Raw genomic sequence first — 25,931 nt, forward strand, 5'->3', positions numbered from 1 at the left:
CAAGCGGAAGGGGAGAAGAGGGAAGAAGGAACAACGATGCGCTACCTGCCCCTTACCCCGGCCGACCGTCAGGCGATGCTTGGCACGATCGGCGCCCAGTCGATCGACGATCTGTTCGTCGACGTGCCCGAAAGCGCCCGCCTGAGCGGCCCGATCGCCGGCCTGCCGATGCATGCGTCGGAGCTCGCGGTCGAACGCCACATGACGGCGCTCGCCCGCAAGAATCTGGCGGCCGGCGAAGCGCCGTTCTTCCTGGGGGCAGGGGCCTATCGCCACCATGTGCCGGCCTCGGTCGATCACCTCATCCAGCGCGGCGAGTTCCTCACCGCCTACACGCCCTACCAGCCGGAAATCGCGCAGGGCACGCTGCAGATGATGTTCGAGTTCCAGAGCCAGGTCGCTCGGCTGCTGGGCTGCGACGTCGCCAACGCCTCGATGTACGACGGCTCGACCGCGTGCTGGGAAGCGATTACCATGGCCCGCCGCGTCACCAAGCGCGGCAAGGCGATCCTCTCGGGCGGCCTGCACCCGCATTATGTCTCGGTCGCCAAGACGATGGCGCGCTTCACCGGCGACCAGCTCGTCACCAGCCTGCCGGTGCTGAGCCCCGAGCCCGACACGCTCGACCTGATCAACGCGATCGACGTCGACACCTCGTGCGTCGTCGTCCAGTACCCCGACATTCTCGGCCGCATCGAGGACATGTCGGCGCTGGCCGATGCCTGCCACGCCAAGAAGGCGCTGCTGATCGCCGTCGTCACCGAGCCGGTGGCGCTGGGGGCGATCAAGGCGCCGGGCGAAATGGGCGCGGACATCGTCGTCGGCGAGGGCCAGTCGCTGGGCGTCGGGCTCCAGTTCGGCGGCCCCTATGTCGGCCTGTTCGCCTGCTCGGAAAAGCTGGTCCGCCAGATGCCGGGCCGCCTTTGTGGCGAGACCGTCGACGCCAGCGGCAAGCGCGGCTTCGTGCTGACGCTCTCCACCCGCGAGCAGCATATCCGCCGCGAAAAGGCGACCTCGAACATCTGCACCAGCTCGGTGCTGTGCGCGCTCGCCATGTCGGTGCACATGACGCTGCTGGGCGAGAAAGGTCTGCGCCAGCTCGCCGAATTGAACCATGTCGGCGCCAGCGCCGCCGCCGATCGCCTGGCCGAGGTGAACGGAGTGGAACTGGTCACCGACCGGTTCTTCAACGAATTCACCCTGAAGCTGTCAAAGGAAGCACGGCCCGTCGTGCGCCAGCTGGCCGACAAGGGCATCCTGGCCGGCGTGTCGCTCGGGCGGCTCTATCCGGGCGTCGAGGCGCTGCAGAACGGCCTCGTCGTCGCGGTCACCGAAACCACCACGGAGGAGGACGTCGAGACGCTTGCCTCCGCACTCGAGGAGGTGCTGGCATGAGCACGATCAATCCGTCGGGCTGGCGCCCCACCACGCCGTCGCAGGATGGCGGAAATGCCGAGGCAACCTTCACCGGCAACCGCGCGCTGATGCTGGAAGAGGCGCTGATCTTCGAGATCGGTTCGGCCGACACCACCGGCGTCGATTTTGTTGAAGCCCCCGCGGGCAAGTCGCGCCTGGGCGGCATGGAGCGCAGCAAGGCGATCGGTCTGCCGGGCCTGTCAGAGCCGGAAGCGGTGCGGCATTACACTCGCCTCAGCCGCCAGAACTATGCCATCGACCTCGGCCTGTTCCCGCTGGGCAGCTGCACGATGAAGCACAATCCGCGCCTCAACGAGCGGATGGCGCGCCTGCCGGGCTTCGCCGACATCCACCCGCTCCAGCCGGTCGATACCGTGCAGGGCGCGCTGGAGGCGATCGACCAGCTCGCGCACTGGCTGATCACGCTCACCGGCATGCAGGCAGTGGCGATGAGCCCCAAGGCCGGTGCCCATGGCGAGCTCTGCGGCGTGCTGGCGATCCGCGCCGCGCTCGACGCCAAGGGCGAGACCGCGCGCCGCATCATGCTGGTGCCGGAGAGCGCGCACGGCACCAACCCGGCGACGGCGGCCTTCGCCGGCTTCGCGGTGGAGGACATTCCCGCGACTCCGGAAGGCCGGGTGGACGTGGCGGCGCTCAAGGCGCGGCTGGGGCCGGACATTGCCGGCGTGATGATCACCAACCCGAACACCTGCGGGCTGTTCGAGCCGGACCTGAAGGAAATCTCCGACGCGGTTCATGCGGCGGGCGGCTATGTCTATTGCGACGGCGCCAACTTCAACGCGATCGTCGGCCGGGTTCGCCCGGGCGATCTCGGCGTCGATGCGATGCACATCAACCTGCACAAGACCTTCTCCACCCCGCATGGCGGCGGCGGCCCGGGTTCGGGGCCGGTGGTGCTGTCGGCGGCGCTGGCGCCCTATGCGCCTTTGCCCTTCGTCGAGAAGACGGCGGACGGCTATCGCCTCGTCGAGGAAGAGAATGCCGAGGAGCATCATGCCGGCACCTTCGGCCGCATGACCGCTTTCCACGGTCAGATGGGCATGTTCACCCGCGCGCTGACCTATATCCTCAGCCACGGCGCCGATGGCCTGCGCCAGGTCGCCGAGGATTCGGTGTTGAATGCGAACTATGTGCTGCGCTCGATGGAGGACGTGCTCGACGCGCCCTTCGCCAAGACCGGCCCGTGCATGCATGAGGCGATCTTCAGCGACAAGGGCCTTCCCGAGGGCTTCTCGACGCTCGACATCGCCAAGGGGCTGATCGACGAGGGCTATCACCCGATGACGGTGTATTTCCCGCTCGTCGTCCATGGCGCGATGCTGGTCGAGCCGACCGAGACCGAGAGCAAGGCGGCGCTCGACCAGTTCATCGGCGCGTTCCGCTCGGTCGCCGCGCGCGCCCGCAACGGCGAGCCGGCGCTGAAGGCTGCACCGCACTTCGCACCGCGCCGCCGGCTCGACGAAACGCTGGCCGCGCGCAAGCCGGTGCTGGCGTATAAGGACGCGGCGCCGGCCGAGGCGGCGGAATAAACGACCAAGGATAACCGGGCGGGGGAAACTCCCGGGTCGCAGGCGCCGGTCGGACGTGGAAGCGTTCGACCGGCGTTTTGCGTTTTGGTTAGGCGCAGCTCCACGCGCCGCGAGGGCTGTGGGTGACGCCTGCCGAGCTCACGCCGACCACCCACCATTCGCCTGGTGGCCCGGGCTATTGCGATCACCGCCACCGGCCTGCATAAAAGCCTTCGCCCGTTGCGCTGCAGTCGGGCCGCGCGGGTGAGCGACGGGAGTGACGAGCCGTCGTCGATCCTTCCCGCGTGTTGCCGGATCCTCTCCTTCGGAAAGTTTCTCGATGCGTTTGATCGCCTGCTGCCTATTGGCTTCCATCACCGCCAGCACGGCGACCGCGCAACAACGGCCGGCCGTGACGGCCGCCGACTATACGCGCGCCATGCACCAGTTGAGCCCGTGGACGGCGCCGCTGGTCGACCATGCGGTGCGCTCGGCGCATTGGATAGACGCGCGGCACTTCTGGTATGTGGACATGGACCATGGCGTGCCGACGATCATGCTGGTCGATGCGACCAAGGGCACCAAGGCACCGGCGTTCGAGGCGAAGGCGCTGCGGGAATCGCTGCAGGCGGCCGGGCTCAAGGCAGCGGACCCGACGAAACTCTATATCGAGGGCTTTGAGCCGGATCTCGACAAGAACACCGCGGTCCTGAGCGTTGGTGGCAAGCGGTATGTCTGCGCCATGGCGCAGCCCTATGGTTGCAAGGAGTCGGCTGCGCCGAACGCCGGGCAGATTGCAGGTTATCTGGCCCGGCGCGGCCCTGCCGAGGCGGTGCTTTCTCCAGATGGCAAGCGCGCGGTCTTCGTGCGCGACTGGAATCTGTGGGTACGGGACATGCGCACCGGGGCAGAGCGTCAGCTGACGACCGATGGCGTGAAGGATTTCGGCTACGCGACGGACAATGCTGGCTGGAAGCATTCGGATCAGGCGATCGTGATCTGGTCCCCTGACTCCAAGAAGCTGGCGACTTTCCAGCAGGATCAGCGTGCGGTGGCCGACTTCACCACCACGACGACGCAGGTTGGCCACTCGAAGACGGATACGTGGAAGTACCCGTTTGTGGGCGACAAGGAGATCATTCGCATTCAGCGCGTCATTGTCGATGTGGACAATGCGCAGGTGATCCGTTTGAAAATGCAGCCGGATCTGCACCGGTCTTCACTGTGCGACGATGTCGTGTGCGGTGACGGCCCGCAGGACATGCAATGGTCGAAGGACGGCAAGACGCTCGCCTTCGTGTCAACTTCGCGCGACCACAAGGTGGAGACGGTGCGCATCGCCGACGCGAGCAGCGGTGCGGTGCGCGACGTTTTCACCGAGACGGTGCCGACCTGGTTCGACAGCGGCTACAACGACGAAGAAATCAACTGGCGCTACCTGTCCGAGCGCGGTGAGATTCTCTGGTGGTCGCAACGCGATGATTGGGGCCATTATTATCTGTACAACGCAAGCACCGGGAAGCTCGTGCGGCAGGTTACGCAGGGGCAGTGGAACGTCGACCACCTGGTCTATCTCGACGAGCGCTCGGGCAAGATGCTGGTCGCCGGGGTCGGAAGGGAGCCGGGCGTCGATCCCTATTATCGCAGTATCTATGCGCTCAACCTCAAGGGCGGCAAACCCAAGCTGCTGACACCCGAGCCGCAGGACCATATCGCCATCCCGTCGAGCGACGGACGCTACTTCGTGGACATCTACTCGACGCCGCAAGAGCCGCAGACCGCGGTGCTGCGCCGTGCGGACGGATCGGTGGTCGAGGCGCTGGCGAAAGGCGATGTGACGCGGTTGCGGGCGGCGGGCTGGCAGGCGCCGGAGAGCATTGCCGTTCAGTGCAGCGACGGCAAGACTTTGTGCTACGGCCTGCTGTTCAAGCCGGCTGGGCTCGATCCGCAGCGCAAATATCCGGTAATCGATTATATCTATCCGGGCCCGTTCATGGGGACGATCGCCTCGCGGCAGTTCTCCCCGTCGATGGGGGATGCGGGGGCGCTGGCGCAGCTGGGCTTTGCCGTCGTGGAGATTGACGCGCTGGGAACGCCGCGTCGGTCGAAGACCTTCCAGGACTTTTATTATCACGACATGGGCAAGCAGGCTGTCCCCGACCAGGTCAGCGGCATCAAGGATCTGGCCAAGCGGAACCCGTGGATGGACATCGACCGCGTGGGCATCTGGGGCCATTCGGGCGGCGGCAATGCGACCGCGGCCGCGATGTTCCTCTATCCTGACTTCTTCAAGGTCGGGATCGCCGAAAGCGGGAACCACGACAACCGCAATTATGAGGACGATTTCTACGAAAAGTATCTCGGCTTGCTGGAGACCAACGGGAGCAAGACGAACTACGACCTGCAGGCCAATCAGGACATTGCCCGGAACCTGAAGGGCAAGCTGCTGCTCGCGCACGGCATGCTCGATGACAATGTGCCCGTTTCCTCGACGCTGCTGGTGGTCGATGCGCTGGAGAAGGCAAACAAGGATTTCGATCTGGTCCTGTTTCCGCGCGCACATCACGGCTACGGCGATCAATCCAATTACATGATGCGGCGCCGGTGGGACTATTTCGTCGAGAATCTGATGGGAGCGACGCCGCCGAAGGAGTTCAAGATCGGAAGGCCGGGCGCCGGCGAGTGAAGTCGCGCAAGCCGGGGGCAGGCGGAGGGCCGCGTTAAACAGCGCGGTCCGCGGAAGCGCACTGCGGATTTCGATCGGCGGAGTTGCGGGCCGGCGAGTGGATGACGTTGGCGTCGGTCCTGCGGGATTTTGACCCCACCGCAGTTCGCCCTATGTTGCGCCGCGTCGCCTCCGGGGGGATTCGCATGCAGTTCGATACGCCGCACCTGATCCGTTACGGCATCACCGCGCTGGTGGTGGCCCTGGTACTCGCGTTCCGCCTGCGCCGCATGTCGAAGGCGCGGCCGCTCACCCTTGAGCGGCTGTGGATCATTCCCGCACTCTACGCGCTGCTAGTCGTCAGCTTGTTCGTGCAGACGCGGCCGAGCCTGGGTGGCTGGGCGCTGTGCGCCGCCGCGCTGGTCGTCGGGGCCGCGCTCGGCTGGCAGCGGGGCAAGCTGATGCAGCTGACCGTCGATCCCGGGACGCACCAGCTCAACCAGAAGGCGTCGATTGGCGGCCTATTGTTCATCGTCGCGCTGATCGGCATGAAGATGATCGGCCAGGCGGAAGGTTCGGCGCTGCACCTCAACGTGATGCTGCTGACGCAAGCGTTCAGCATGATGGCGCTGGGTCTGTTCACGGCGATGCGGGTAGAGATGTATATTCGTGGCCGGAGGATGCTGGCCCGCGCCCGCGGCATCGCGTGACGGATCGGGCCTGGCTGGCGCCGCGCGAAGGCGTGCGGCGCCACGCTCCCGCGACGCTTCGCAACCGCGCGCCGATTGCGGCGGTGTTGGACGAGTTGCTTCCGCCGGTCGGCTTTGTCCTGGAAGTGGCGAGCGGCAGCGGCGAACATTGCGCCGTTTTCGCCGAGCGTTTTCCCACGCTTGTCTGGCAGCCCAGTGACCCGGACCCCGAGGCGTTGGCGTCGATAGCGGCATGGTGTGAAGGGCTGGCCAATGTCCGGCCGCCGCTGGCGCTGGATGCGGGCGCGGTTCAATGGCCCCTGTCCGCCGCGGATGCGCTGCTCTGCATCAACATGGTCCATATCAGCCCGTGGGAGGCGACACTTGGCCTGATGGCCGGGGCAGGGCGATTGTTGCCGCCGGCCGCGCCGCTGATCCTGTATGGTCCTTATCGTCGTGCCGGCGTGCCTACCGCAGCATCGAACGAGGCGTTCGACCGATCGCTCAAGTCGCGTAATCCCGCATGGGGGCTGCGCGACCTGGAGGCGGTGGAAGCGGCCGCCGCAGCCGAAGGGCTGGCGTTCGATCGGCTGGTCGAGATGCCGGCAAACAATCTTATAGTGGTGTTTCGTCGTAGCTGATGTGCTCGCGCGCCAGCTTGTGCTCGCGCCACACAATGTAGAGGCCGCTGGCGATGATCACCGGGGCGCCCAGCCAGGTCGCCGTCGTCGGCAGTGCGCCGAACAGCAGCCAGCCATAGAGTGTCGCCCAGATCAGCCCCGAATAGTCCATGGGCACTACGGTAGAGACCGGCGCATAGCGCATCGCGCCCGTAAGCGCGAGTTGCCCGACGCCGCCAACGAGCCCGGTCGCGATCAGCAATGCCCAGGTAACCGCGTCGTGCGCGCGCAAATGGAAGAGGTAGAAGACGCCGAGTACCGGGACCGACAGCAGTGAAAACCAGAAGACGGTGGTGCCGGAGCTTTCGGTGCGCCCGATCTGGCGCAGCGTGATCGCTACGATGGCAACGAACAGCGCCGCGAGCAGCCCGACCACGGCTCCGAACAGCGGTATCGCCTCCCCGCCCGGATGGACGACGATCAGCACGCCGGCAAAGCCCAGGATCACGGCGCCCCAACGGTGCCAGCCGGTCGGCTCGCCCAGCACCAGCGCGCCCAGCAGCGTGGCGAAAATCGGGACCGTGAACTGGAAGGTCTGCGCTTCGGCCAGCGGCAGCAGGATGACCGCACCGAAGGTGAAGATCATGCCGGTCAGGCCGATGGCGGTGCGCCAGACATGGGCGCCGAAGCGCTGCGTGCGGATCGATGCAAGGCCGGGGCCCATCGCCACCCATAGCGTGACCAGCGGCACCGCCCAGAACTGGCGGTGGAACATGCTTTCCACCAGCGTGGCGCCATGGGCTTCGGCAAGCTTCACCAGCGCCGACATGGTCGACAGGCAGGCGATGGCAAACAGCCGCAGCGCCAGCCCCTTCATCACACGGTCGGATCGCTCGTTCGACACGAGAACCGGGTTAGGGATGCCGGCGCCGGGCAGCAACCCTGTTTCATGCGGAGGCGCCGGGCATTGCCGGCGCCTCCGCACAAAGGTCATCGCAGGTCGAGCATCACCACCGATTTCGACGGCAGCGTCACCGTCAGCGTGTCGCCGGAAAGGCTGGCGCCGGTAAAGGCGGCCGGCTTCACGGCATCGGGGGCGTCAAACGTGTTGTGCGCGTCCATCGTCGGTGCGGTCAGGATGCGGCCGCTCACCTGGCTGCCGGCGACGCCCTCCAGCTTCACCGTCACTGTGGCCGGCGCGTTGGGGTCGACATTGGTCATGCCGATATGGATGACGCCGTCGGTGCCGCGCACGGCACTGGCGCTTACGGCGGGCATGGTCCACTGGTTCTTGCTGTACCAGCGTGACTTCACTTCGACCGGGAGCACGGTGCCGTCCTGATAGGCCTTGTACAGGTCGAACGCCCAATAGGTCGGGGTGCGGACCATCTTGGCGCCGTCGGTCAGCAGCATCGACTGCAGCACATTGACCATCTGGGCAATGTTCGCGCCGCGCAAACGATCGGTGTGGCGGGCGAAGATGTCGAAGTTCAGGCTGGCGACCAGCGCGTCGCGCAGCGAGTTCTGCTGATAGAGGAAGCCGGGGTTGGTGCCGGGTTCGACATCGTACCAGGTGCCCCATTCGTCGACGAGCAGCGCGACGCGCTTGGCGGGATCATATTTATCCATGATCGCCGCATGGCGCGTGACATATTCGTCCATTTTCAGCGTCTTGGCGAGCGTGCGCGCCCACTGGTCCTCGTCGAACCCGGTCGCCGCGCCCTTTTTCGACCACTCGTACGGAATGGTGTAGTAATGCACGCCGATGCCGTCGAAATGGTTGCCGGCCTTGCGCATCATCACCTCGGTCCAATTATAGTCCGAGGCATTGGCGCCGCTGGCGATCTTCATCAGCTTCTGCCCGTCCGGCACCTTGACGAAGGTGGAATAGCGGCGCGTCACGTCTGCGGCATATTCCGGCTCCATATTGCCGCCGCAGCCCCACAGTTCGTTGCCCAGGCCGAACATGGTGAGGTTCCACGGCTTGGCGCGGCCATTCGCAGCGCGCTCCTTGGCGAGGCTGGAGCCGGTGGGCGAGGTCATATACTCGACCCATTCGGCCATTTCGAACGGCGGGGCGGAGCCGACATTGCCCGAGACATAGGGCTCGGCGCCGACGAGTTCGCTATAGTCCATGAATTCATGGGTGCCGAAGGCATTGTTCTCGGTCACGCCACCCCAGTTGGTGTTGATCTTCACCTTGCGCTTGGCGCGCGGGCCGATGCCTTCGCGCCAGTGATATTCGTCAGCGAAGCAGCCGCCCGGCCAGCGGACCACCGGCACGCGCAGTTCGCGCAGTGCATCGATAACGTCCTTGCGATAGCCCTTGATGTTCGGAATCTTGCTGTCGGTCCCGACCCAGATGCCACCATAGATGCCGTGGCCGAGATGCTCGGCGAACTGGCCGAACAGGTGCCGGTCGAACTTCGGCGCCGGCTGGCTGCCATGGACGATCACCGTTTCCTGGGCACGCGCGCCGGAAGCAAGGCTGAGCCCGGCAAGGACAGGCAGCAAGGCGTGGAGTAGCGGACGAGTTTTCATTCTTGGCCCCGAACTTGTGGCGGGCAGGAAGCGCCCCGCATGCCGTTGGTAAACCGAGCGGCGCGCGGGCGGCAAGAAAAATTACTCAGACTTATTGTTGCGCAGGCGTGCGTGTCTCCGCGAGGATGCGGGCCACCACAGGTGCCAGCGCGCTGCGCCAGGGCTGTGCCCGATAGCCGAAGTCCTGCGCGAAGCGGCTGCAGTCGAGCCGCGAATTGGCCGGCCGCCGGGCCGGGGTGGGATAGGCGCTGGTCGGAATGCCGGAGACGCTGGCAGTCGGGCCGCCGTGCTTCTCGCTCTCGGTAAAGATCGCGCGCGCGAAATCGGCCCAGTCGGTCTCGCCTGCACCGGCGAAATGCCAGGTGCCGCGCGACGCGCCATGCTGCTGCCAATGGGCGATGACGGCGAGGATCGCGCCGGCAATGTCGAGCGCGGAACTCGGGCAACCACGCTGGTCTTCGACCACGCTGAGACTGTCGCGTGTCTCCGCCAGCCGTAGCATGGTCTTCACGAAATTATGGCCGAACGGGCTATACACCCAGGCAAGGCGGACAATGGCGTGATCGGCGCCCGATGCCCACACCGCTTCCTCACCCGCCAATTTGGTGGCGCCATAGACGCCTAGCGGGCCGGTCGGGTCGTCTTCGCGCCAGGGACGGTCGAGGCTGCCGTCAAACACATAGTCGGTTGAAAGATGCACTACGGGGGCGCCGATCCGTGCCGCAGCGCGGGCCAGCACGCCCGGGGCCTCGCCATTCACGGCCATGGCGATATCGGGTTCGCTTTCCGCCTTGTCCACCGCCGTATAGGCTGCGGCGGATACGACCAGATCGGGATGGACACGCGCCACCGTCGCCTCGATCGTCTCTGGCTTGGCAAGATCCAGCGCCGGCCGCGCGGCGAACACCAGCTCGTGTCCCTGCGCGACTTCGGCAAGGCTCTGCGCGATCTGGCCGTCGCGTCCGGTGATCAGGATGCGCATCAGGCCGTCTGGCCCAGCCGCTCCCCGGCATATTTGCCGGATCGGATCGGCTCCCACCACCATGCATTGTCGAGATACCAGTCGATCGTGCGCGCGATGCCGGTCTCGAAATTCTCCTCGGCCTTCCAGCCGAGTTCGGTTTCCAGCTTGGTTGCGTCGATCGCATAGCGCCGGTCATGGCCGGGGCGATCGGCTACGAAGGTGATCAGTTCGCGGCGCTTCTTGCCGTCGGCCAGCGGCACGCGCTGGTCGAGCAGGTCGCAGATCGTCTCCACCACTTGCAGGTTGGTCCGCTCGTTGCGGCCGCCGACATTATAGCTCTCGCCGACCCGTCCCTTGGTGGCGATGGTCGCCAGCGCCTTGGCGTGGTCATCGACATACAGCCAGTCGCGGACATTCTCGCCCTTGCCATAGACTGGCAAGGGCTTGCCTTCGAGCGCGTTGAGGATGGTCAGCGGGATCAGCTTTTCCGGGAAGTGGAACGGCCCGTAGTTGTTCGAGCAGTTCGACAGCACCACCGGCAGGCCATAGGTATGGCCCCAGGCGCGAACCAGATGGTCGCTCGCGGCCTTCGATGCCGAATAGGGCGAGGAGGGGGCGTAGGGCGTTTCCTCGGTGAAGATGCCGCTATCGAACGGCAGATCGCCGAACACTTCGTCGGTCGAGATATGGTGGAAGCGGAAGCCGTCGCGCTTCTCGCCTTCCAGCCCGCGCCAATAGTCAAGCGCCGCCTGAAGCAGCCGGAAGGTGCCGACGACATTGGTTTCGATGAACGCGCCGGGGCCGTCGATCGAGCGATCGACATGGCTTTCGGCGGCGAGGTGCATCACCACATCGACCTGCTCTTCGCGCAGCAACGGCAACACCGTGGCGAGGTCGCCGATATCGGCCTGGACGAAGCGGTAATTGGGCGCATTCTCGATCGCGGTCAGCGACGCCAGATTTCCGGCATAGGTCAGCTTGTCGAGATTGATGACGCGCGCGCCCTGGCGAACGAGGTGGCGTACCACGGCCGAGCCGATGAAGCCGGCGCCGCCGGTGACGAGAAAGGTCTGCATCGCTCAGCCCTGGTAGAAGAAGGGGGTGTTGAAGCTGGCGAAGGGCGGCGCCTCCGCGTCCTTCGCCGAAAGGACCGGCTCTACGCCAATGTCCGGCCATTCGATGGCGAGATCGGGGTCGTTCCAGCGGATCGCCATTTCATCGTTCGGCGCATAGCGGGCGCTGACCTTGTAGAGAATCTCCGTGTCCGGCGCGAGCGTCATGAAGCCATGGGCAAAGCCCTTGGGGATCAACACCTGATTCCATTTCTCGGCCGAGACCTCCAGCCCGATCCACTGGCCATAGGTGGGCGAGCCGCGCCGGATATCGACCGCCACATCATAAATTGCGCCGCGCAGCACCCGCACCAGCTTTGCCTGGGCAAAGGGCGGCGCCTGCAGGTGCAGCCCGCGCACCGTGCCCGCCTGGGCGGAGAAGCTCTGATTGTCCTGCACCCAGCGGACGTCGACACCCTCGGCGTCGAGCACGGACTGTTTGAACACTTCCGAAAAGAAGCCGCGATGGTCGCCATGTTTGGGGGGCGTCAGTTCCATCAGCCCTTTGAGCGGCAGGTGGCGTACCTCGGTCATGCCGTCTGCACCCGCTTGCGCAGATAGTCGGCATAGCCGGTCTTGCCCAGGCCAGCGGCCCGGCGCAGCAGATCTTCCGCGCTCAGCCAGCCCATTTCATAGGCAATTTCTTCGGGGCAGGCGATCTTCACGCCCGTGCGGTGTTCGAGCGTGCGGACGAAGGCGCCGGCCTCGTGCAGGCTGTCATGCGTGCCAGTATCTAGCCAGGCATAGCCGCGCCCCAGCCGCGTGATCTTCAGGTCGCCGCGTTCAAGATAGGTGCGGTTGACGTCGGTGATTTCCAACTCGCCCCGCGCCGAAGGGCGGATCGAGCGGGCGATGTCGACGACATCCTGGTCGTAGAAATACAAGCCCGTCACTGCCCAGTTGGATTTGGGCTGGGCGGGCTTTTCCTCGATGCTGGTGGCGATACCCGTGTCGGGATCGAAGCCGACGACGCCGTAGCGCTGCGGATCGTCGACGTGATAGGCGAACACATTCGCACCGCCCTTTGCCGCCTCTGCCGCGGCCGCCTGGCAGCGCTCGCCCATCTTTTCGCCATGGTAGATGTTATCCCCCAGGATCAGCGCACTGGGGCCACCGCGCACGAAGTCCGCGCCGATGATAAAACTCTCAGCCAGCCCGTTGGGCGCTGCCTGCTCGGCATAGCTGAGGTTGATGCCGAAGGCCGACCCGTCGCCCAGCAGCGCCTGGAACAGGGGCAGGTCGCGCGGCGTGGAAATGACCAGAATGTCGCGGATACCCGTCAGCATCAGCACCGACAGGGGATAGAAGATCATCGGCTTGTCATAGACCGGCAGCAACTGCTTCGAGATCGACAACGTCGCCGGATACAGGCGGGTGCCGCTGCCGCCCGCCAGAATAATCCCCTTCATCAAACCCCCTTCGTTCCACCCCGGCGCGGGCCCGCCATGCGGCAGGTTCGCCACCGCCTATCAGAATGCGTTGGAATGTACGATCACCCGCAGCGTCTTCACCAGGATCGTCACGTCGCGCCAGATGTCCCATCCGTCGATATATTCCATATCCGCCTGTAGCCGGTTGACCAGATCGGCGCGCTTGTCGGTGGCGCCGCGAAAGCCGCGAATCTGGGCAAGGCCGGTCATGCCCGGCTTCAGCGAATGGCGATGCCAATAGCGCTCATCGATTTCCCAGAAATAGTGATCGGCGGCGCGCGAGCCGAGCGCGTGGGGGCGCGGACCGACTACGCTCATGTCGCCGCGCAGCACGTTGATGAGCTGCGGCAGTTCGTCGATGCTGGTGCGGCGAATGAACCGGCCGACCCGCGTGATGCGCTGGTCATCGCGGCTGGCCGATACGGTGCCGTTCGCATCGCACTGCGCGACGCGCATCGAGCGGAACTTCAAGATCTTGAACAGCCGGTTGCCGCGGCCAACGCGGTCCTGCGCGAACAATACCGGCCCCGGCGATTCCAGCCGGATCGCGATCGCCACCAGAACCATCAGCGGTGCCAGCACCATCAGCGCGGGCAGGGTGATCGCCAGGTCCAGCGCGCGCTTCTTCGCGCGGTTCGGCATGCTGAGCGGGCCCTGCGACACGATCAGCGTGTCGCGCCCGCCATAGCTGTCGACGCCGATCGCCCCCAGCGCGCGGAACTGCGGCACCAGTATCTCGCCCTTGATGTTCATCCCCTTCAGCAGCAGCGCCCAGACGGCGCGGCGCTCCTCGGTACAGGCGACGACGACGCGGTCGAACCCCATCACTGTGTTGCCTAGCCGCTGGAGCATCTGCGGATCGCGCGGGTTGGGAGAGAGGTTGACGATCCGCGCGTCGAGCGCGACGGCGCCTTCCGCCACGTCCATCGCCACGCCATCGACGATCACCAGCTCGTCGAGCAGCTTGCCGCCGGTCGTACGGCGTACGTGGCTGCGGAACACCAGCCTGCCGGCAGCGATCAGCAATAGCGCGCAGAACGCCCCGGCGACGAGCTGCGCGCGCGACAGCGGCAGTTCGGTGGTCAGCAAATAGCTGCCGAGCAGTACGACCAGGATCGCGAAGAAAAAGGCGGAAAGTATGCCCTTGATGCCGCTCAGCGGATAGCGCAGCGCGTGGATGGAGTAAGTGCCGCTCGCGATTGCAATGCCCAGCGTGATCGGAAGGACAAAAAAGCCGACATTGACGCCCGCCAGCGAAAGCCAATGCCCCTCGCGTACGGAGGCGGCAAGGCAGAAGCCGAGCAGCACCGCAACGCCGTCCAGCAGGACCAGTTCGATATAGAGCATCAGCCGCAACAACGACTTGCGCCACATCGTCCGGGGTGGATGCGGGACCGTTGCGTGTACGTCCGCCCGTCCATGCGCCTCGAACGTGCGCTGTGCTTCGAAAGCGTTCATAGCCTTGCCGGATTCCCTCAACGGAATAAACGCATTTTCAGCGGCCGAGTCGGTCCGTTGCATCGCACCATAGCCCTCCCCCACAGCCATAATACCAACCAGTGCGACCAGCGGGTCTAATTCTGGGACGAAGAAGGATAATTAAAACAATGCTATGAGCCGGGTTATTGCGAGCAATCCATACCCTTTGCCGCGCCCGGCATCCCTCCGCGCCGAAGCCGCTTCTCTAGAGAAAGTGTATTAAATGTGGAATAACAAAGGTAAGTAAAGTTGCGGGCGTCGGTGCGGTGGGGCGTTCGCCAGCAATGGAAGTGGCGATCCTTGGCCTGGGACCAGCGGGCCCATCCTGTCATCGATTTGCCGATACGCGCGAATCGACAGTGCTGGCGCGAACATGACGCCTCCCGGAACACAGGCGCGTCTGCACAATGCGCGCAGCGCTACCTTGCGTTAATATCGCATTTGCGGAGATTAGGTTCCTTCGGCAATGCGACCGGCTACCGGAATTCAGCGCCGACCCGTGTGTTCGTGAAATGGCTATGAAACAGCCATTTAGCTAGGTAGTAGTGCGGGCGTTAATAATTAACTGAGCGTTTACCAAAGTAGGTCAGAGTCGCCCGCAAACGACCCTTGTCGGAGGCTGTGTCCCGAAATGATACGCGATGATTTGCAGGCGCGCCTGCGAAGCGCCCTTGCGGCTGGAGCCACGGCCGAACGCGAAAGCGCCGCGCGGGAGTCGGGCCTTCAGTCGCTTTCGGCGCTGCTGGCGGTGCACCGCATCGGCGTCACGCCCGAGCAACTGCGCCACGAACTCGGCCATGCCGATGCGGCCAGCGCTGACGATCTGATCCGGCTTGCCAAGCGCCATCACGGCGTGCGCGCCAAGGCGGTCGAGGTGCCGCGCGGTGCGCTAGCCCGGCAGCCGCTTCCGGCGATCGCGGAAGGCCCCGAGGGCTGGTTCCTGATCGGCGGGCTGACCGAACATGGCGTCATCATCCAGCGTGCCGGGCAGGCCCCGGAGCAGGTCGACCGCGAGGGACTGGACGCGCTGTGGTCGGGCACGCTGATCCTGCTTACCACCCGTGCGGTTGCCGCGCCGGGCGCGCGGTTCGGCTTTGGCTGGTTCGTGCAGCAGATGCAGCGCTATCGCCGCCTTCTGCTCGAAGTTCTGGGCATCACCTTCGCGCTCAACCTGCTGGGGCTGGCGGCGCCGCTGCTGTTCCAGAGCGTGATCGACAAGGTGCTGATCCACAACAGCATGAGCACGCTGAGCGTGCTCGCCTTCGCCTTCCTCGCGGTGTCGGTCTGGGAAGTGGCGCTGGGGTGGATCCGCACCCGCATCTTCACCGAGACGGCGCAGAAGATCGACGTGGAGCTGGGCGCCCGCCTGTTCCGCCATCTGCTCGCGTTGCCGCTCGACTATTTCGAGAAGCGCCGTGTCGGCGACACCGTCACCCGTGTGCGCCAGCTGGAGACGATCCGCGAGTTCCTGACCAACGCATCGCTCAGCGTGATGATCGACCCGCTGTTCACCGTCGTCTTCCTGGCGGCGATGCTCTTCTATTCGCCGATGCTGTTCGGCATCGTGCTGGTGTCGCTGGTCGCGTATGCGCTGGTGTCGTTCGCTGTTGCCGGGCCGCTGCGCGCACGGGTCAACGACAAGTTCGAGAAAAGCTCGGCCAGCAACGCGCTGCTCGTCGAAAGCGTCGCCGGCATCCACACCATCAAGGCAACCGCGGTCGAGCCGCACTGGCAGAACCGCTGGGAGCATCAGCTCGCCGCCTATACCGCATCGTCGCAGCGGCTGATCAACGTCGCCAACACGGGCAGCCAGGCGATCGAGCTGATCTCGAAGCTCAGCTTCGCGGCGATCCTGTTCTTCGGCGCGCAGGCGGTGATCGGCGGGGCGATGACCGTCGGTGCGCTGGTCGCGTTCAACATGTTCGCCCAGCGCGTCGCGGGGCCGGTGGTCCGCATGGCGCAGTTGTGGCAGGACTTCCAGCAGGTCCGCATCGCGATCGAGCGGCTGGGCGATGTGATGAACCATCCCGTTGAACCGCGTCCCGCCTCGGCCGCCACCCTGCCGGTGCTGCGTGGCGCAATCCGGTTCGAGAATGTCAGCTTCCGCTACAGCGAAGACACGCCGCCGGTGCTGAGCGACATCACCATCGACATTCCGGCAGGGTCTTCGCTGGGGATCGTCGGCTCCTCCGGCTCGGGCAAGTCGACGCTGGCCAAGCTGCTCCAGCGCCTCAATACGCCGGATATCGGCCGGGTGCTGGTCGATGAAGTGGATGTTGCCCAGCTCGACCCCGCCTGGCTGCGTCGCCAGATCGGCGTGGTGCTGCAGGAAAACCTGCTGTTCAGCCGTACGATCCGCGAGAATATCGCGCTGTCCAACCCCGCCATGCCGTTCGAGCGGATCGTCGGCGCGGCGACGCTGGCCGGTGCGCACGACTTCATCCTGCGCCAGCCGCGCGGGTATGACACCGAGATCGTCGAGCGCGGCGTCAACCTGTCGGGCGGCCAGCGCCAGCGGCTGGCGATCGCCCGTGCGCTGGTGGGCAACCCGCGCATCCTGGTGTTCGACGAAGCGACCTCCGCGCTTGATGCCGAGAGCGAGGAGCTGATCCAGACCAACCTGCGCGCGATTTCGGCCGGGCGCACCATGGTCATCATCGCCCATCGCCTGTCGGCGGTGCGCGCCTGTGACCGGATCATCACGCTGGAACAGGGCCGGATCGTCGAAAGCGGGCGGCACGAGGACTTGCTGCGCCTGGGCGGCCGCTATGCCGACCTGTATCGCCGCCAGAGCGGCCTTGGGGAGATTGCCGCATGAACGCGGTCGTTCCGTTCGACGCCGCCCAGCGCGGCCGTGGCTTGCTCCGCCCGCTGATCGGGCATCGCGAGCGCGATTACGATACCGAATTCCTGCCCGCCGCGCTCGAGATCGTCGAGCGGCCGGTATCGCCGACCGCGCGCATCACCGGCCGGGTGATGCTGGTCGGGCTGGCGGCAACGGGCCTGTGGCTCACCTTCGGCAAGGTCGAGGTCGTCGCCCCCACTGAAGGGCGCATCGCCCCGGTGGGTGAGACCAAGATCGTCCAGTCGCCCGAAAGCGGCATCGTCCGCCGCATCCTGGTGGGTGAGGGGCAGAAGGTGCAGAAGGGCCAGGTGCTGATCGCGCTCGATCCCACCGTCTCCACCGCCGAGGCTGAACAGGTGCGCGTCGGCCTGCTCAGCGCCGAACTGGAAGTGGCACGCAACACCGCGGTGATCGACGCGCTCGACAGCAAGGGCTTCCGCTTCGTCGCGCCCGATGGTGCGACGCCGGCCGATGTCGAAACCAATCGCGGCCTCGCCCGCGCCCGGCTGAGCCAGATCGAGGCGATGGCGGCGAGCGGCCGTTCGGACAGCGGCGCCGCTGCCTCCGCTTCGGCCGAGGCGCAGGCACAGGTCCGCAAGCTCGAACAGTCGCTGCCGCTGCTCGAACAACAGATCGCCGCCAACGAGACGCTGGCCGCCAAGGGCTATGTCTCCAAGCTGCGCGTCGTCGAGATGCGCCGCCAGCTCATTTCCGAGCGTCAGGATCTCGCCGCCGCCCGCGCCAGCGTGTCGCGGCTCGCCCAACAGTCGCGCAGTACCGCCAGCGGCTCGCTCAAGTCACGCGAAGAGGCACGCGCCGCGATCCTGCAGGATCTGGTCAAGGCCGAAGACGATGTCCGCGCCCGGCGCGAGGAACTCGCCAAGGTCACGCTGCGCAGCTCGTTCCGCGAACTGCGCGCGCCGGTGTCCGGCACGGTGTCGCAGCTCAGCGTCCATACCGAAGGCGGGGTGATCGAAGGCGCCAAGCCGCTCCTGTCGATCGTGCCCGACAATGCCCGGCTGGAAGCCGAGGTGATGATCCAGAACCGCGACATCGGCTTCGTCCGCACCGGCATGCCGGTGAAGGTAAAGCTCCAGGCCTTTCCCTATACCCGCTACGGCATGATCGGCGGCACGGTGACGGCGATCGCGCCCGAGGCAGTGCAGGTGAAGGAAGGCCAGCCGCCCGCCTATAAGGCCCGGATCGCGCTGAACCGCAGCTATATCACTGCCGACGGCGCGAAGATCCCGCTGCGCCCGGGGCTGCTCGCTTCGGCGGACATCGTCACCGGCAAGCGGACGCTGCTCAGCTACCTGGTCGGCCCGGTGCTGGAAACGGGGACCGACGCGCTGCACGAGCGGTGAGAGGGTTCGTTCGCTCCCCTCCCTGCAAGGGAGGGGCCGGGGGTGGGTCCGCCGCCGCAGGCGGCGGGTCTCGCTGTCGGCGAAGATGTAGATTCTTTGAAGCGCGCAGACGCGCGCACCCACCCCAACCCCTCCCTTGCAGGGAGGGGCGTCACCCCCCGCGCACCAGCGCGCGCTGGACGAACAGGTAATTGTCGCGGTCAATATCGGCCAGCGCATAGCCGATACTGCGCAGCGCGCGGATCGTCCGCGCGACCTTCAGCGTCGAGGTGGGGCTGTCGAATTCGACGCAGAACAGGGTGGGGCGGATATTGTCGCGGACCATGCTGTCGATGATTTCTTTCCACGCGCCTTCCACATCCACCTTCAGCAGGTCGATATGGTCATGGCCCAGCCTGGCCATGATCGTCGCCAGCGTCATGCATTCGGCCTTCACCGATTCGCCGGTGAGGTGGACATTCTTGACCGAGAGGTTGATCACCCCGTCGGCCGGCATGAAGAACTCCAGCGTGGTATTCTCGCTCCACACGCCGATCGGCAGGAAGGTCAGCCGGTCGCGCGGATAATCGAGCATGTCCATATAGGCGACGGCATTGGGCGTGGGATCGAACGACCAGACCCGGCAACCGCTCTCGGCCAGCTCCAGGTCGAACGACGCCTCGACGCCTACGCCGACGCAATAGCAGATCATGTCGCGCTGAATGGCCGTGGCCGGCACCCGCCACGCGCCATGGTTCTTCCCCATCGTCACGATAGGAGCGGTCTCCGCGGTGCGATAGAGCGCCGGGATCAGGTGGCGCGCAGCGTGCTTGTTGAGGCCGTTGTACAGGCGGCGGAGATTTCCCCGGATGTTCAACTGCGTCTCCTGTTTGTTGGATTGCCCGGCGGGCGGAATTCAGACCGCGTGGCTGCCTTGCGCGGCCACCGCCCGCCCGAACTGGCGGCCGATCAGCGGATCGAGCAGCGGGCGCGGCAGCGTGTCGACCAGCTGCCGCGCGAAATCGAGGTTCACCGCCAGCCCGGCGGCGGCGTCCTGGATCACCGTGGAGATGCGGACGAGCACGCCGTCGACGATCAGCCCCTGCACCTGGCTCTTCAGCCGCGCCATCAGTTGCTGGTTGCCGTCCTGCGGCAGATAATCGCCCACCCGCGCCCAGTAGAGCACCTGTTCGGTGCGGTTGAAGCTGGTGGCGGTGATCGCCCGGCCCGGCAGTTGCACGCCGCCGCTGACCGGAATCATCTGCGGATGGCTGTCGGTGACGGTGAAGCCGAAAAAGGGGTAGCAGATTTCCGGCCGGTGGAGTTGCAGCAGGTCGGTCTGGGCATTGCCATAGGCGATGAGCAGCATCACCACGGCGCCGTCCTCACGCGAGAAGACGCGGCTGACCACCTGGTTGTACAGCTTGTCTTCCAGGCTGCCTTCGCGCGGCGGGGCGATCAGGCCGGCACTGTCCTCCGCCTTCCACGGGCCGAACGCATGGGGCAGCGCGGCGTCGAGCTTGGTCGCGCCCAGCAGGTCCATGCGGTTGCGCGGCTTCATCGCCGCCGCGCTGCCGGCTGCGACGAAACAGCCTGCGCCGATCAGCAGGTCACGCCGGTTGAACATGCGGCCTCCGGCGCATCAGGGAAATCCGTTCGACCAGCCAGTCGATCGCGAAAATACCCAGCAGCGCGACGACGAACATCACGAAGCCGGTGGTGTTGTGGAGAAAGCTCTGCGCCGCTGCGTCGCCCCAGTAATAGGTGATCAGCACCAGCGCGACGATGCGGATGATGTTGGCCACCACCGCTACAGGAATCACCAGCATCGCGATGAACAGCGCATAGCGCCATGACGGCTTGTTCTTGATGTAGATGTAGAGGAGCGTCACGACCACCAGGCTCGACAGCGAGCGCAGGCCGGAACAGGCATCCTCCACCAGCAACTGATAGGGGCCGATGAACAGCGTGACGCCCTGCCGCAGGATCGGATAGTCGAACGCCGTCAACAGCCCGGTCGCGGCATAGGAGACAAAGGCCTTGAGCGGCGCCGTCACCCGGTCGACCACCCAGCCGGGTGGCGGAACCAGGAAGAACAGCCACAGCACCGGAAACCAGCAGGCCCGGATCGCCCGGCCACCGAAATACAGGTAACCGGCCGAGACCACCGCTGCGACCATCCCGGCAGTTTCCACGCTGATGAAATCGAACACCCGGCCGCAGACATACAGAAGCAGGGCGGCCAGCAGCATCAGCGTGCCGGCCAGCAGGTTGCCGGGGCGACGCAGCGCCTCGATCGTCACCCGCTGGCGCGCGAGCATCCAGACGCCGGTGGCGAGCACGATCGGCCCGTGCACGCCGCCTTCGGCGCTCCACACCTGCCGGCCGAGCGTGAAGAAGGTCGGCACCGCCAGCGCCAGCAACCCCGCTATGGCCAGCCATGCGCCGCCGGGTGCCGGGCGCGCCGGCGCGCGCACGTCCGGCGCGGCCAGCGTCGACACGTCAGTAGCCATTCATCACGCAACCGACGACATGGGCACGGTCGGCGCGCAGCATGCGGCTGAGCGTCGTGACATCGCGCAGATAGGTCGAATCCTTGCGCGCGACGATCAGGCCGTACCCGGCGACGTTGGCGACGCGCTGGGCGTCGGCGCAGCGGTTCGACGCGGTGGTGTCGAAAATCGTCAGGTCGAACTCGCGCAGCAACTGCGCCACCAGCTCGCGGAACCGCTCGGAGGAGAGCAGTTCCTGCGGGCTGTGCAGCACCTGCCCGGCGGGAATTACCGATAGCTGGTCGAGCCCGGTCTGGTGCAGGATCGAATCGATCGAGACATCGCCCGACGAGAGATAGTCGGCCAGACCCAGCTGTGGCGCAGTGATGCCGAAGGCAGTGCCGATCGACGGATCGCGCAGATTGGCATCGACCAGCGCGGTCTTGATACCGATCTGCGCCAGCGCGGTCGCCAGATTGACCGCAATGAAGGTGCAGCCGACGCCGGCCGAAGGCGCGCAGATCGCCAGCGCGCGGCGGCCCTCGCGCAGATGCTGGGCGACGATGCGCGTGCGGATGCCGCGGATCGCTTCTGCCTCGATGCCGTTCGGATCGGCCAGGACGAGCTGATATTCCAGCACGTTCAGCGTCTCGGGTACCGCCGGGGTATAGCCCGAGCGGTCATAGTCGGGATGGTTCGCGGGGGAGGTGATGCTGTCCATTATTCCGCTGCCACTTCCTGGGGTTCGTCGATATCCTGTGCCGACTGGAAGCCGCGGCGCAGGCGGCTGGGCAGCGTGAAGCTCGATTGGACGACGCCGAACACCGGCGCTTCGACGGCGGTTTCCAGATCCTCCGCGCTGCGCACCCGGCGGCCGAGCAGTTCGACGAGCAGCGCGATCAGCACGCCGATGCCCAGACCGAAGCCGGCGGCGCCGCCCAGGATCAGCGGGACATTGGGGTAATAGGGCTTTTGCGGCGCGGCAGCTTCGCCCAGCGTCGACATGCCGGCATCGTTGCTGCTCGCTTCCAGCCTCAGGTCGGCGACGCGCTGCGCGGCCTTCAGATACTGGTCCTGCTTGAGCTGCACGTCGCGCTGCAACTCGTTGAGCTTGTCCACCTGTTCGCGGTTTTGCAGCACGCGCGACCGCTGGGCATTGGCGGCGCTGACGATCGCGCCGCGATTAATCGTGCCGGCAGCGACGCTCTGGGTGCGTTCCTTGGCGGCGGCCTGGGCATAGACCTGGCGCTGGCGCTGGAGCGCCTGGAACGCCGGGTGGTTGGGGCCAAGCGTGGTGGCTGCCTGCTGGATTTGCTGGTCGATCGCGGCAAGCTGCATCTGCGCCGGGCCCATGCCGGTGCTGACGGGGGCCGCGGCCGGGGCGCCTTCGGCGGCGGCGGTCTGGCCTTCGAGCTGTTCCAGCTTCTGCGTATCGAGGTCCGATCCGGTGCCGGTCAGGACGATGCCCGACTGTTTGGCATAGGCGGTGCGGGCGTTGACGGCACCTTCCAGCGCCTTGCGCGCGGCATCTGCCTGCTGGCTGTACCATTCGGCCGATTTTGCCGCGGTTTCGCGCTTGTAGGTCAAGCTTTCGGTCAGGAATGCCGAGCGGATCATGTTGGCGATCTGTTCGGCCTGATCGGGCCTGCTGGCCGAATAGGCGATTTCGAGGATGTTGCTCCCCTCAATCACATTGGCCTGCGTGTTCTGGATGATCTGGTCGGCCAGCCAGCGGCGGATGTCGCCGCTCGCGGCCGCTGGCGAGGCGTTGAACGCAGCGATATTCGCCGGATCGTTCGCCCAGCCGAGCTGGTCGACGACGCGGCCGGCGGTGCGATAATCCTCGATCAGCTCGATCTGCGTCTGCACATAGGCGCGCATGAACTGCGAGCTCATCACCTGTCCGGTGACGGGATCGGGCTTGAACGTGTCGAGCACGATCCGCGTGCTCGCCTTGTACCGTTCCGGCAGGAACTGGATGACGATGGCGGCGGTGACGACGCACACCAGGAACGACGGCAGGATGATCCAGCGTCGCGCCCAGAGGATCCGGAAAAACTGAACTATACTCACCGTATCGCCTCGCGATTGGAGAAGGGTCAGAAGGCGCGCTCGCCCACCACCACGACGTCACCGGGCTTCAGAGGATCGTCCATCTTCAGCTTGATTTCGGTGCCGTCGCGCGTGACCTTGACGCGCTTGGCCGACCCCGAAGGCGTCAGACCGCCACCGCGCGCCAGCGCCCGTCGCAGCGTCATGTCGGACCGGAATCCGTACACGCCCGGCGCATTGACCTGGCCGTAGATGTAGAATTGCTCCGCCTCGGGCACGAATATCTTGTCGCCGGGCTTCACCACCGGATCGGCATCGGCGCCGCCCTGGGCGAGCTTCTGATAGTCGAGCTTCTGGCTGGTGCCGTCCTGATGGGTGAGCATGACATACTCGCCCGCCGTCTGGCGCAGGCCGCCGGCGCGGGCGATGATTTCGCTGACATGATAGCCGCGGTCGACCGGCTGCAGACCGGCATTGCCGACCTCGCCCAGCACCACGACATAGTTGCTGACGAAGCTCAGAATTTCGACGCTGACGATCGGCTTGGCATAATAGCCGCCGGCCTTGAGCTGTGCGCCCAGCTTGTCGGCGAGCGACACGGCGGTTTCACCTGCCACGGGCACGCTGCCCAGATAGGGCAGGGTTACGGTGCCGTCGGCGCGCACGCGCGAGCGGGTCTTGAAGTCCGACTGGCCGAGCACGTCGATTTCCAGCACGTCGTCCGCGCCGATGCGATAGCCGGCGGGTGCGGGGACGCCGACGCCGTCGACGGCGCCGGGTTGCGCCATCGGTGCCGACGGTGCGGTCGTGGCGGTCGCCGGCGGGGTCTGTTGCTGCATCGTCGCGCGCGGGGCGCTTGGCGCATTCGGCACGGTGCGTGTCGGAATCTGCGCGGCTGCCGGCGTGGCAGCCGCAGAGGCGAGCAGGAGGAGGGAGGTCAGCTTGAGGTGCATGGCGAAACCCTCGGTCATAGAGCCAGGAAAGTGGTGAGGCTGACGCGCTTCACGTCATAGCCGAAGAGCTGCACGTCCGAGGTGCGCTTCTGATAGCTGCCGTCGAGCGAGAAGCGCAGGCGGCGCGTGGCGCGATAGGCCAGCCCGGTGCTGAGTGTCAGCACGTCCTCGCTGCCCGAAACCGCCACGGGGAAGGCGGGGGACGCGACGAACTGGCGGTGGCGGTAATTGGCGCCGGCGTTCCAGGTGAACTGCGTCGTCAGCTGCTTCGTAAAGGTGGCGCCGATCGTCGTCTGCACGTCATAGCTCACGCCGATCAGCTGCGAAGGCTGGGCCGCACGGCTGCCGATCACGGCAATCTGGAAGAAGTCGCCGCTATAGGTGGCCGACAGATCATAGCCGATGCCGCTGAACTTGCGGGTGGCGCTCAGCTTGGGATCGACCTTGGTGTAGTTGACCGATCCGCGGAAGTTCAGCCGGGTGCCGATCGTACGCTCCAGCTGCACGCCGGCGGCGTAGCTTTTCACGCCGTCGCGTTCGCCGCTCGTGGTCGGCCGGTGGAGATAGCTGCTGTTCGAATAGCGGCCGAACAGCGCGATCGTGCCGATCGCCGGTGCCCCATAGCCCAGCTGGCCGGTAAGGCTGGTGGTGTTTGCGTCCGCGAAGCGCCGCAGCGCGGTGCTGTTGCGGGTCTCGGCATGGCTCACCGCGATCGACGGGCGCAGGCCGATGGCGCCGCCGCAGCCGATGTCGCCGGATATGCTGCGGTCTTCCTCGGTATTGTTGATGCTTTCGGCGGGCGTGCCGATCACCACATTGCCGATATCGCTGAGCTGGCGGGCATAGCTGCCTTCGACATGGGCGATGCAGGTCGCGGCCAGCCGCTGGTCCGCACCCGCGGTAAGGTTGATCCGCTCGCGGTTCAGCCGGGTATAGCGGCGGTAGAAGTTATACCCGGCACTGCCGGTCAGATAGATGTCGCCGCCGGCCCGGGGGAGGAACAGGTCTACGTTCAGGCTGGGGGCGGCGCTGATGTCGTCGCGCGGGCGGCCGCTGCTGGTGCGCGTGTCGCTCAGCAGCACATCGCTGTCATATTGCAGCTTCACCGCGGCATCGAGATCGATGTGGCGGGTCTGCTGCTGTTGCTGCCGCACCTGCGCCACCGCCGGATGCGCGGCGAGGATCGGGCAGACTGCCGCAGTCAGGAACGCTGTACGGCGCCATGCGTTCGTTCCTGATCGTGTCGGAATGGTATCACCCTGCACGCAAATCCCCCAAGAATCTTATGCCCATTAACAACAGGATTACTTACAAGCAACCAATCTGCGCCGAAGGTGCTGCACGGTCTGTCGCGCATGTCCCGTTTTGTATCATCGCGCTCCGAAATCTTATTATGACAACGGAAATGAGCTGAATTGCAGCGGATTTGCTTTTAACGCTGTGTTATAGAAGATTAGCCATCTGGCGAGCAACGCAGATCGCTGCTAGGCGTTCCAGCCTCTCGAAAGGGTTGGGGCCGGCCGGTTGTCGCCTTAGGGAAGGGGTATGCATGCAAACGCCCTATGACTGGGTCACGATCGCCATCTTCGCGGGGCTGATCGTCATTTTCCTGCAGCGTTCGCAGGAAGACTCGGCAGTGCGCGATACGATGCTCAGCTATTTGCCGCCCGCCCTCGGCTGCGCGGTCGCGAACTACCTGGGCAACGAGGAATATCACGCGTTCGCGATCCTCACGATCGCACTGGTGATCGCCTATGTCGCCCTGATCATCAAACCCTATGAGTTTTTCCGGCGGCGCTGA

The 25,931-nt window shown here is 65.6% G+C and carries 22 protein-coding genes; 8 read left to right on the forward strand and 14 right to left on the reverse strand.

Annotated features, from left to right (window positions below):
* Nucleotides 1–36: 36 nt before the first annotated feature.
* From gcvPA to ACT53K_RS11980, 5 genes are all read left to right on the forward strand, one after another.
* Nucleotides 37–1,395 (forward strand): aminomethyl-transferring glycine dehydrogenase subunit GcvPA, encoded by a 1,359-nt coding sequence (gene gcvPA, locus ACT53K_RS11960; RefSeq protein WP_476228878.1) that lies wholly within the window; start codon nt 37–39, stop codon nt 1,393–1,395.
* A complete protein-coding gene (gene gcvPB, locus ACT53K_RS11965; RefSeq protein WP_476228879.1) occupies nt 1,392–2,966 on the forward strand; it encodes an aminomethyl-transferring glycine dehydrogenase subunit GcvPB in 1,575 nt (524 codons plus the stop codon). Before gcvPA ends, gcvPB begins: the two co-directional genes overlap by 4 nt.
* A gap of 319 nt (nt 2,967–3,285) precedes the next feature.
* Complete coding sequence (locus ACT53K_RS11970) at nt 3,286–5,631, forward strand: S9 family peptidase (RefSeq protein ID WP_476228880.1); 2,346 nt, start codon at nt 3,286–3,288, stop codon at nt 5,629–5,631.
* A 185-nt stretch (nt 5,632–5,816) separates the two neighbouring features.
* Nucleotides 5,817–6,320 (forward strand): CcdC protein domain-containing protein, encoded by a 504-nt coding sequence (locus ACT53K_RS11975; protein ID WP_476228881.1) that lies wholly within the window; start codon nt 5,817–5,819, stop codon nt 6,318–6,320.
* A complete protein-coding gene (locus ACT53K_RS11980; RefSeq protein WP_476228882.1) occupies nt 6,317–6,940 on the forward strand; it encodes a DUF938 domain-containing protein in 624 nt (207 codons plus the stop codon). Before ACT53K_RS11975 ends, ACT53K_RS11980 begins: the two co-directional genes overlap by 4 nt.
* On the opposite strand, the gene ACT53K_RS11985 is transcribed toward ACT53K_RS11980, so the two are convergent.
* The 7 genes from ACT53K_RS11985 to ACT53K_RS12015 form a co-directional block, all read right to left on the reverse strand.
* On the reverse strand, nt 6,915–7,823 hold the full coding sequence (locus ACT53K_RS11985) for a DMT family transporter (protein WP_476229052.1): 909 nt from the start codon (nt 7,821–7,823) through the stop codon (nt 6,915–6,917). The genes ACT53K_RS11980 and ACT53K_RS11985 overlap by 26 nt on opposite strands.
* Before the next feature lie 86 nt (nt 7,824–7,909).
* Nucleotides 7,910–9,460, reverse strand: a complete 1,551-nt coding sequence (locus ACT53K_RS11990; RefSeq protein WP_476228883.1) for an alpha-N-arabinofuranosidase — start codon at nt 9,458–9,460, stop codon at nt 7,910–7,912.
* 91 nt (nt 9,461–9,551) lie between these two features.
* A complete protein-coding gene (rfbD, locus tag ACT53K_RS11995; protein ID WP_476228884.1) occupies nt 9,552–10,442 on the reverse strand; it encodes a dTDP-4-dehydrorhamnose reductase in 891 nt (296 codons plus the stop codon).
* On the reverse strand, nt 10,442–11,500 hold the full coding sequence (rfbB, locus tag ACT53K_RS12000; protein WP_476228885.1) for a dTDP-glucose 4,6-dehydratase: 1,059 nt from the start codon (nt 11,498–11,500) through the stop codon (nt 10,442–10,444). Before rfbB ends, rfbD begins: the two co-directional genes overlap by 1 nt.
* A 3-nt stretch (nt 11,501–11,503) precedes the next feature.
* Nucleotides 11,504–12,070, reverse strand: coding sequence for a dTDP-4-dehydrorhamnose 3,5-epimerase (rfbC, locus tag ACT53K_RS12005; RefSeq protein ID WP_476228886.1), 567 nt, complete (start codon nt 12,068–12,070; stop codon nt 11,504–11,506).
* The gene (gene rfbA, locus ACT53K_RS12010) at nt 12,067–12,945 is read right to left on the reverse strand and encodes a glucose-1-phosphate thymidylyltransferase RfbA (RefSeq protein ID WP_476228887.1); all 879 of its coding nucleotides are present in this window, start codon (nt 12,943–12,945) and stop codon (nt 12,067–12,069) included. The genes rfbC and rfbA overlap by 4 nt, the downstream gene beginning before the upstream one ends.
* Nucleotides 12,946–13,005: 60 nt before the next feature.
* Nucleotides 13,006–14,424, reverse strand: coding sequence for an exopolysaccharide biosynthesis polyprenyl glycosylphosphotransferase (locus ACT53K_RS12015; protein ID WP_476228888.1), 1,419 nt, complete (start codon nt 14,422–14,424; stop codon nt 13,006–13,008).
* A 652-nt stretch (nt 14,425–15,076) separates the two neighbouring features.
* Between ACT53K_RS12015 and ACT53K_RS12020 the strand changes: the two genes are divergently transcribed.
* Together ACT53K_RS12020 and ACT53K_RS12025 are read left to right on the forward strand one after the other, a co-directional pair.
* The gene (locus ACT53K_RS12020; protein ID WP_476228890.1) at nt 15,077–17,263 is read left to right on the forward strand and encodes a type I secretion system permease/ATPase; all 2,187 of its coding nucleotides are present in this window, start codon (nt 15,077–15,079) and stop codon (nt 17,261–17,263) included.
* A complete protein-coding gene (locus tag ACT53K_RS12025) occupies nt 17,260–18,654 on the forward strand; it encodes an HlyD family type I secretion periplasmic adaptor subunit (protein ID WP_476228892.1) in 1,395 nt (464 codons plus the stop codon). Before ACT53K_RS12020 ends, ACT53K_RS12025 begins: the two co-directional genes overlap by 4 nt.
* 151 nt (nt 18,655–18,805) lie before the next feature.
* Here ACT53K_RS12025 and ACT53K_RS12030 read toward each other — a convergent pair whose 3' ends face one another.
* Genes ACT53K_RS12030 through ACT53K_RS12060 form a run of 7 tightly spaced genes read right to left on the reverse strand, consistent with a single transcriptional unit; the run spans nt 18,806 to nt 25,395 of the window.
* Entirely contained in the window at nt 18,806–19,510 is a 705-nt protein-coding gene (locus tag ACT53K_RS12030) for an FkbM family methyltransferase (protein ID WP_476228893.1), read from the reverse strand.
* 39 nt (nt 19,511–19,549) lie between these two features.
* Complete coding sequence (gene epsI, locus ACT53K_RS12035; protein ID WP_476228894.1) at nt 19,550–20,260, reverse strand: exosortase-associated protein EpsI, V-type; 711 nt, start codon at nt 20,258–20,260, stop codon at nt 19,550–19,552.
* On the reverse strand, nt 20,244–21,146 hold the full coding sequence (gene xrtV, locus ACT53K_RS12040) for an exosortase V (RefSeq protein WP_476228895.1): 903 nt from the start codon (nt 21,144–21,146) through the stop codon (nt 20,244–20,246). Before xrtV ends, epsI begins: the two co-directional genes overlap by 17 nt.
* Nucleotides 21,136–21,846: a CpsD/CapB family tyrosine-protein kinase gene (locus ACT53K_RS12045; RefSeq protein ID WP_476228896.1), complete on the reverse strand. Its 711-nt coding sequence runs from the start codon at nt 21,844–21,846 to the stop codon at nt 21,136–21,138. The genes xrtV and ACT53K_RS12045 overlap by 11 nt, the downstream gene beginning before the upstream one ends.
* Nucleotides 21,846–23,198: a Wzz/FepE/Etk N-terminal domain-containing protein gene (locus tag ACT53K_RS12050; RefSeq protein ID WP_476228897.1), complete on the reverse strand. Its 1,353-nt coding sequence runs from the start codon at nt 23,196–23,198 to the stop codon at nt 21,846–21,848. The genes ACT53K_RS12045 and ACT53K_RS12050 overlap by 1 nt, the downstream gene beginning before the upstream one ends.
* Nucleotides 23,199–23,224: 26 nt before the next feature.
* On the reverse strand, nt 23,225–24,130 hold the full coding sequence (locus tag ACT53K_RS12055; protein WP_476228898.1) for a polysaccharide biosynthesis/export family protein: 906 nt from the start codon (nt 24,128–24,130) through the stop codon (nt 23,225–23,227).
* 14 nt (nt 24,131–24,144) lie between these two features.
* On the reverse strand, nt 24,145–25,395 hold the full coding sequence (locus tag ACT53K_RS12060; protein ID WP_476228899.1) for an outer membrane beta-barrel protein: 1,251 nt from the start codon (nt 25,393–25,395) through the stop codon (nt 24,145–24,147).
* A 284-nt stretch (nt 25,396–25,679) separates the two neighbouring features.
* On the opposite strand from ACT53K_RS12060, the gene ACT53K_RS12065 reads away from it, so the two are divergent.
* Nucleotides 25,680–25,931, forward strand: a complete 252-nt coding sequence (locus ACT53K_RS12065) for an XrtV sorting system accessory protein (protein ID WP_476228900.1) — start codon at nt 25,680–25,682, stop codon at nt 25,929–25,931.

It is taken from the genome of Sphingomonas sp. DMC8, assembly GCF_056314185.1.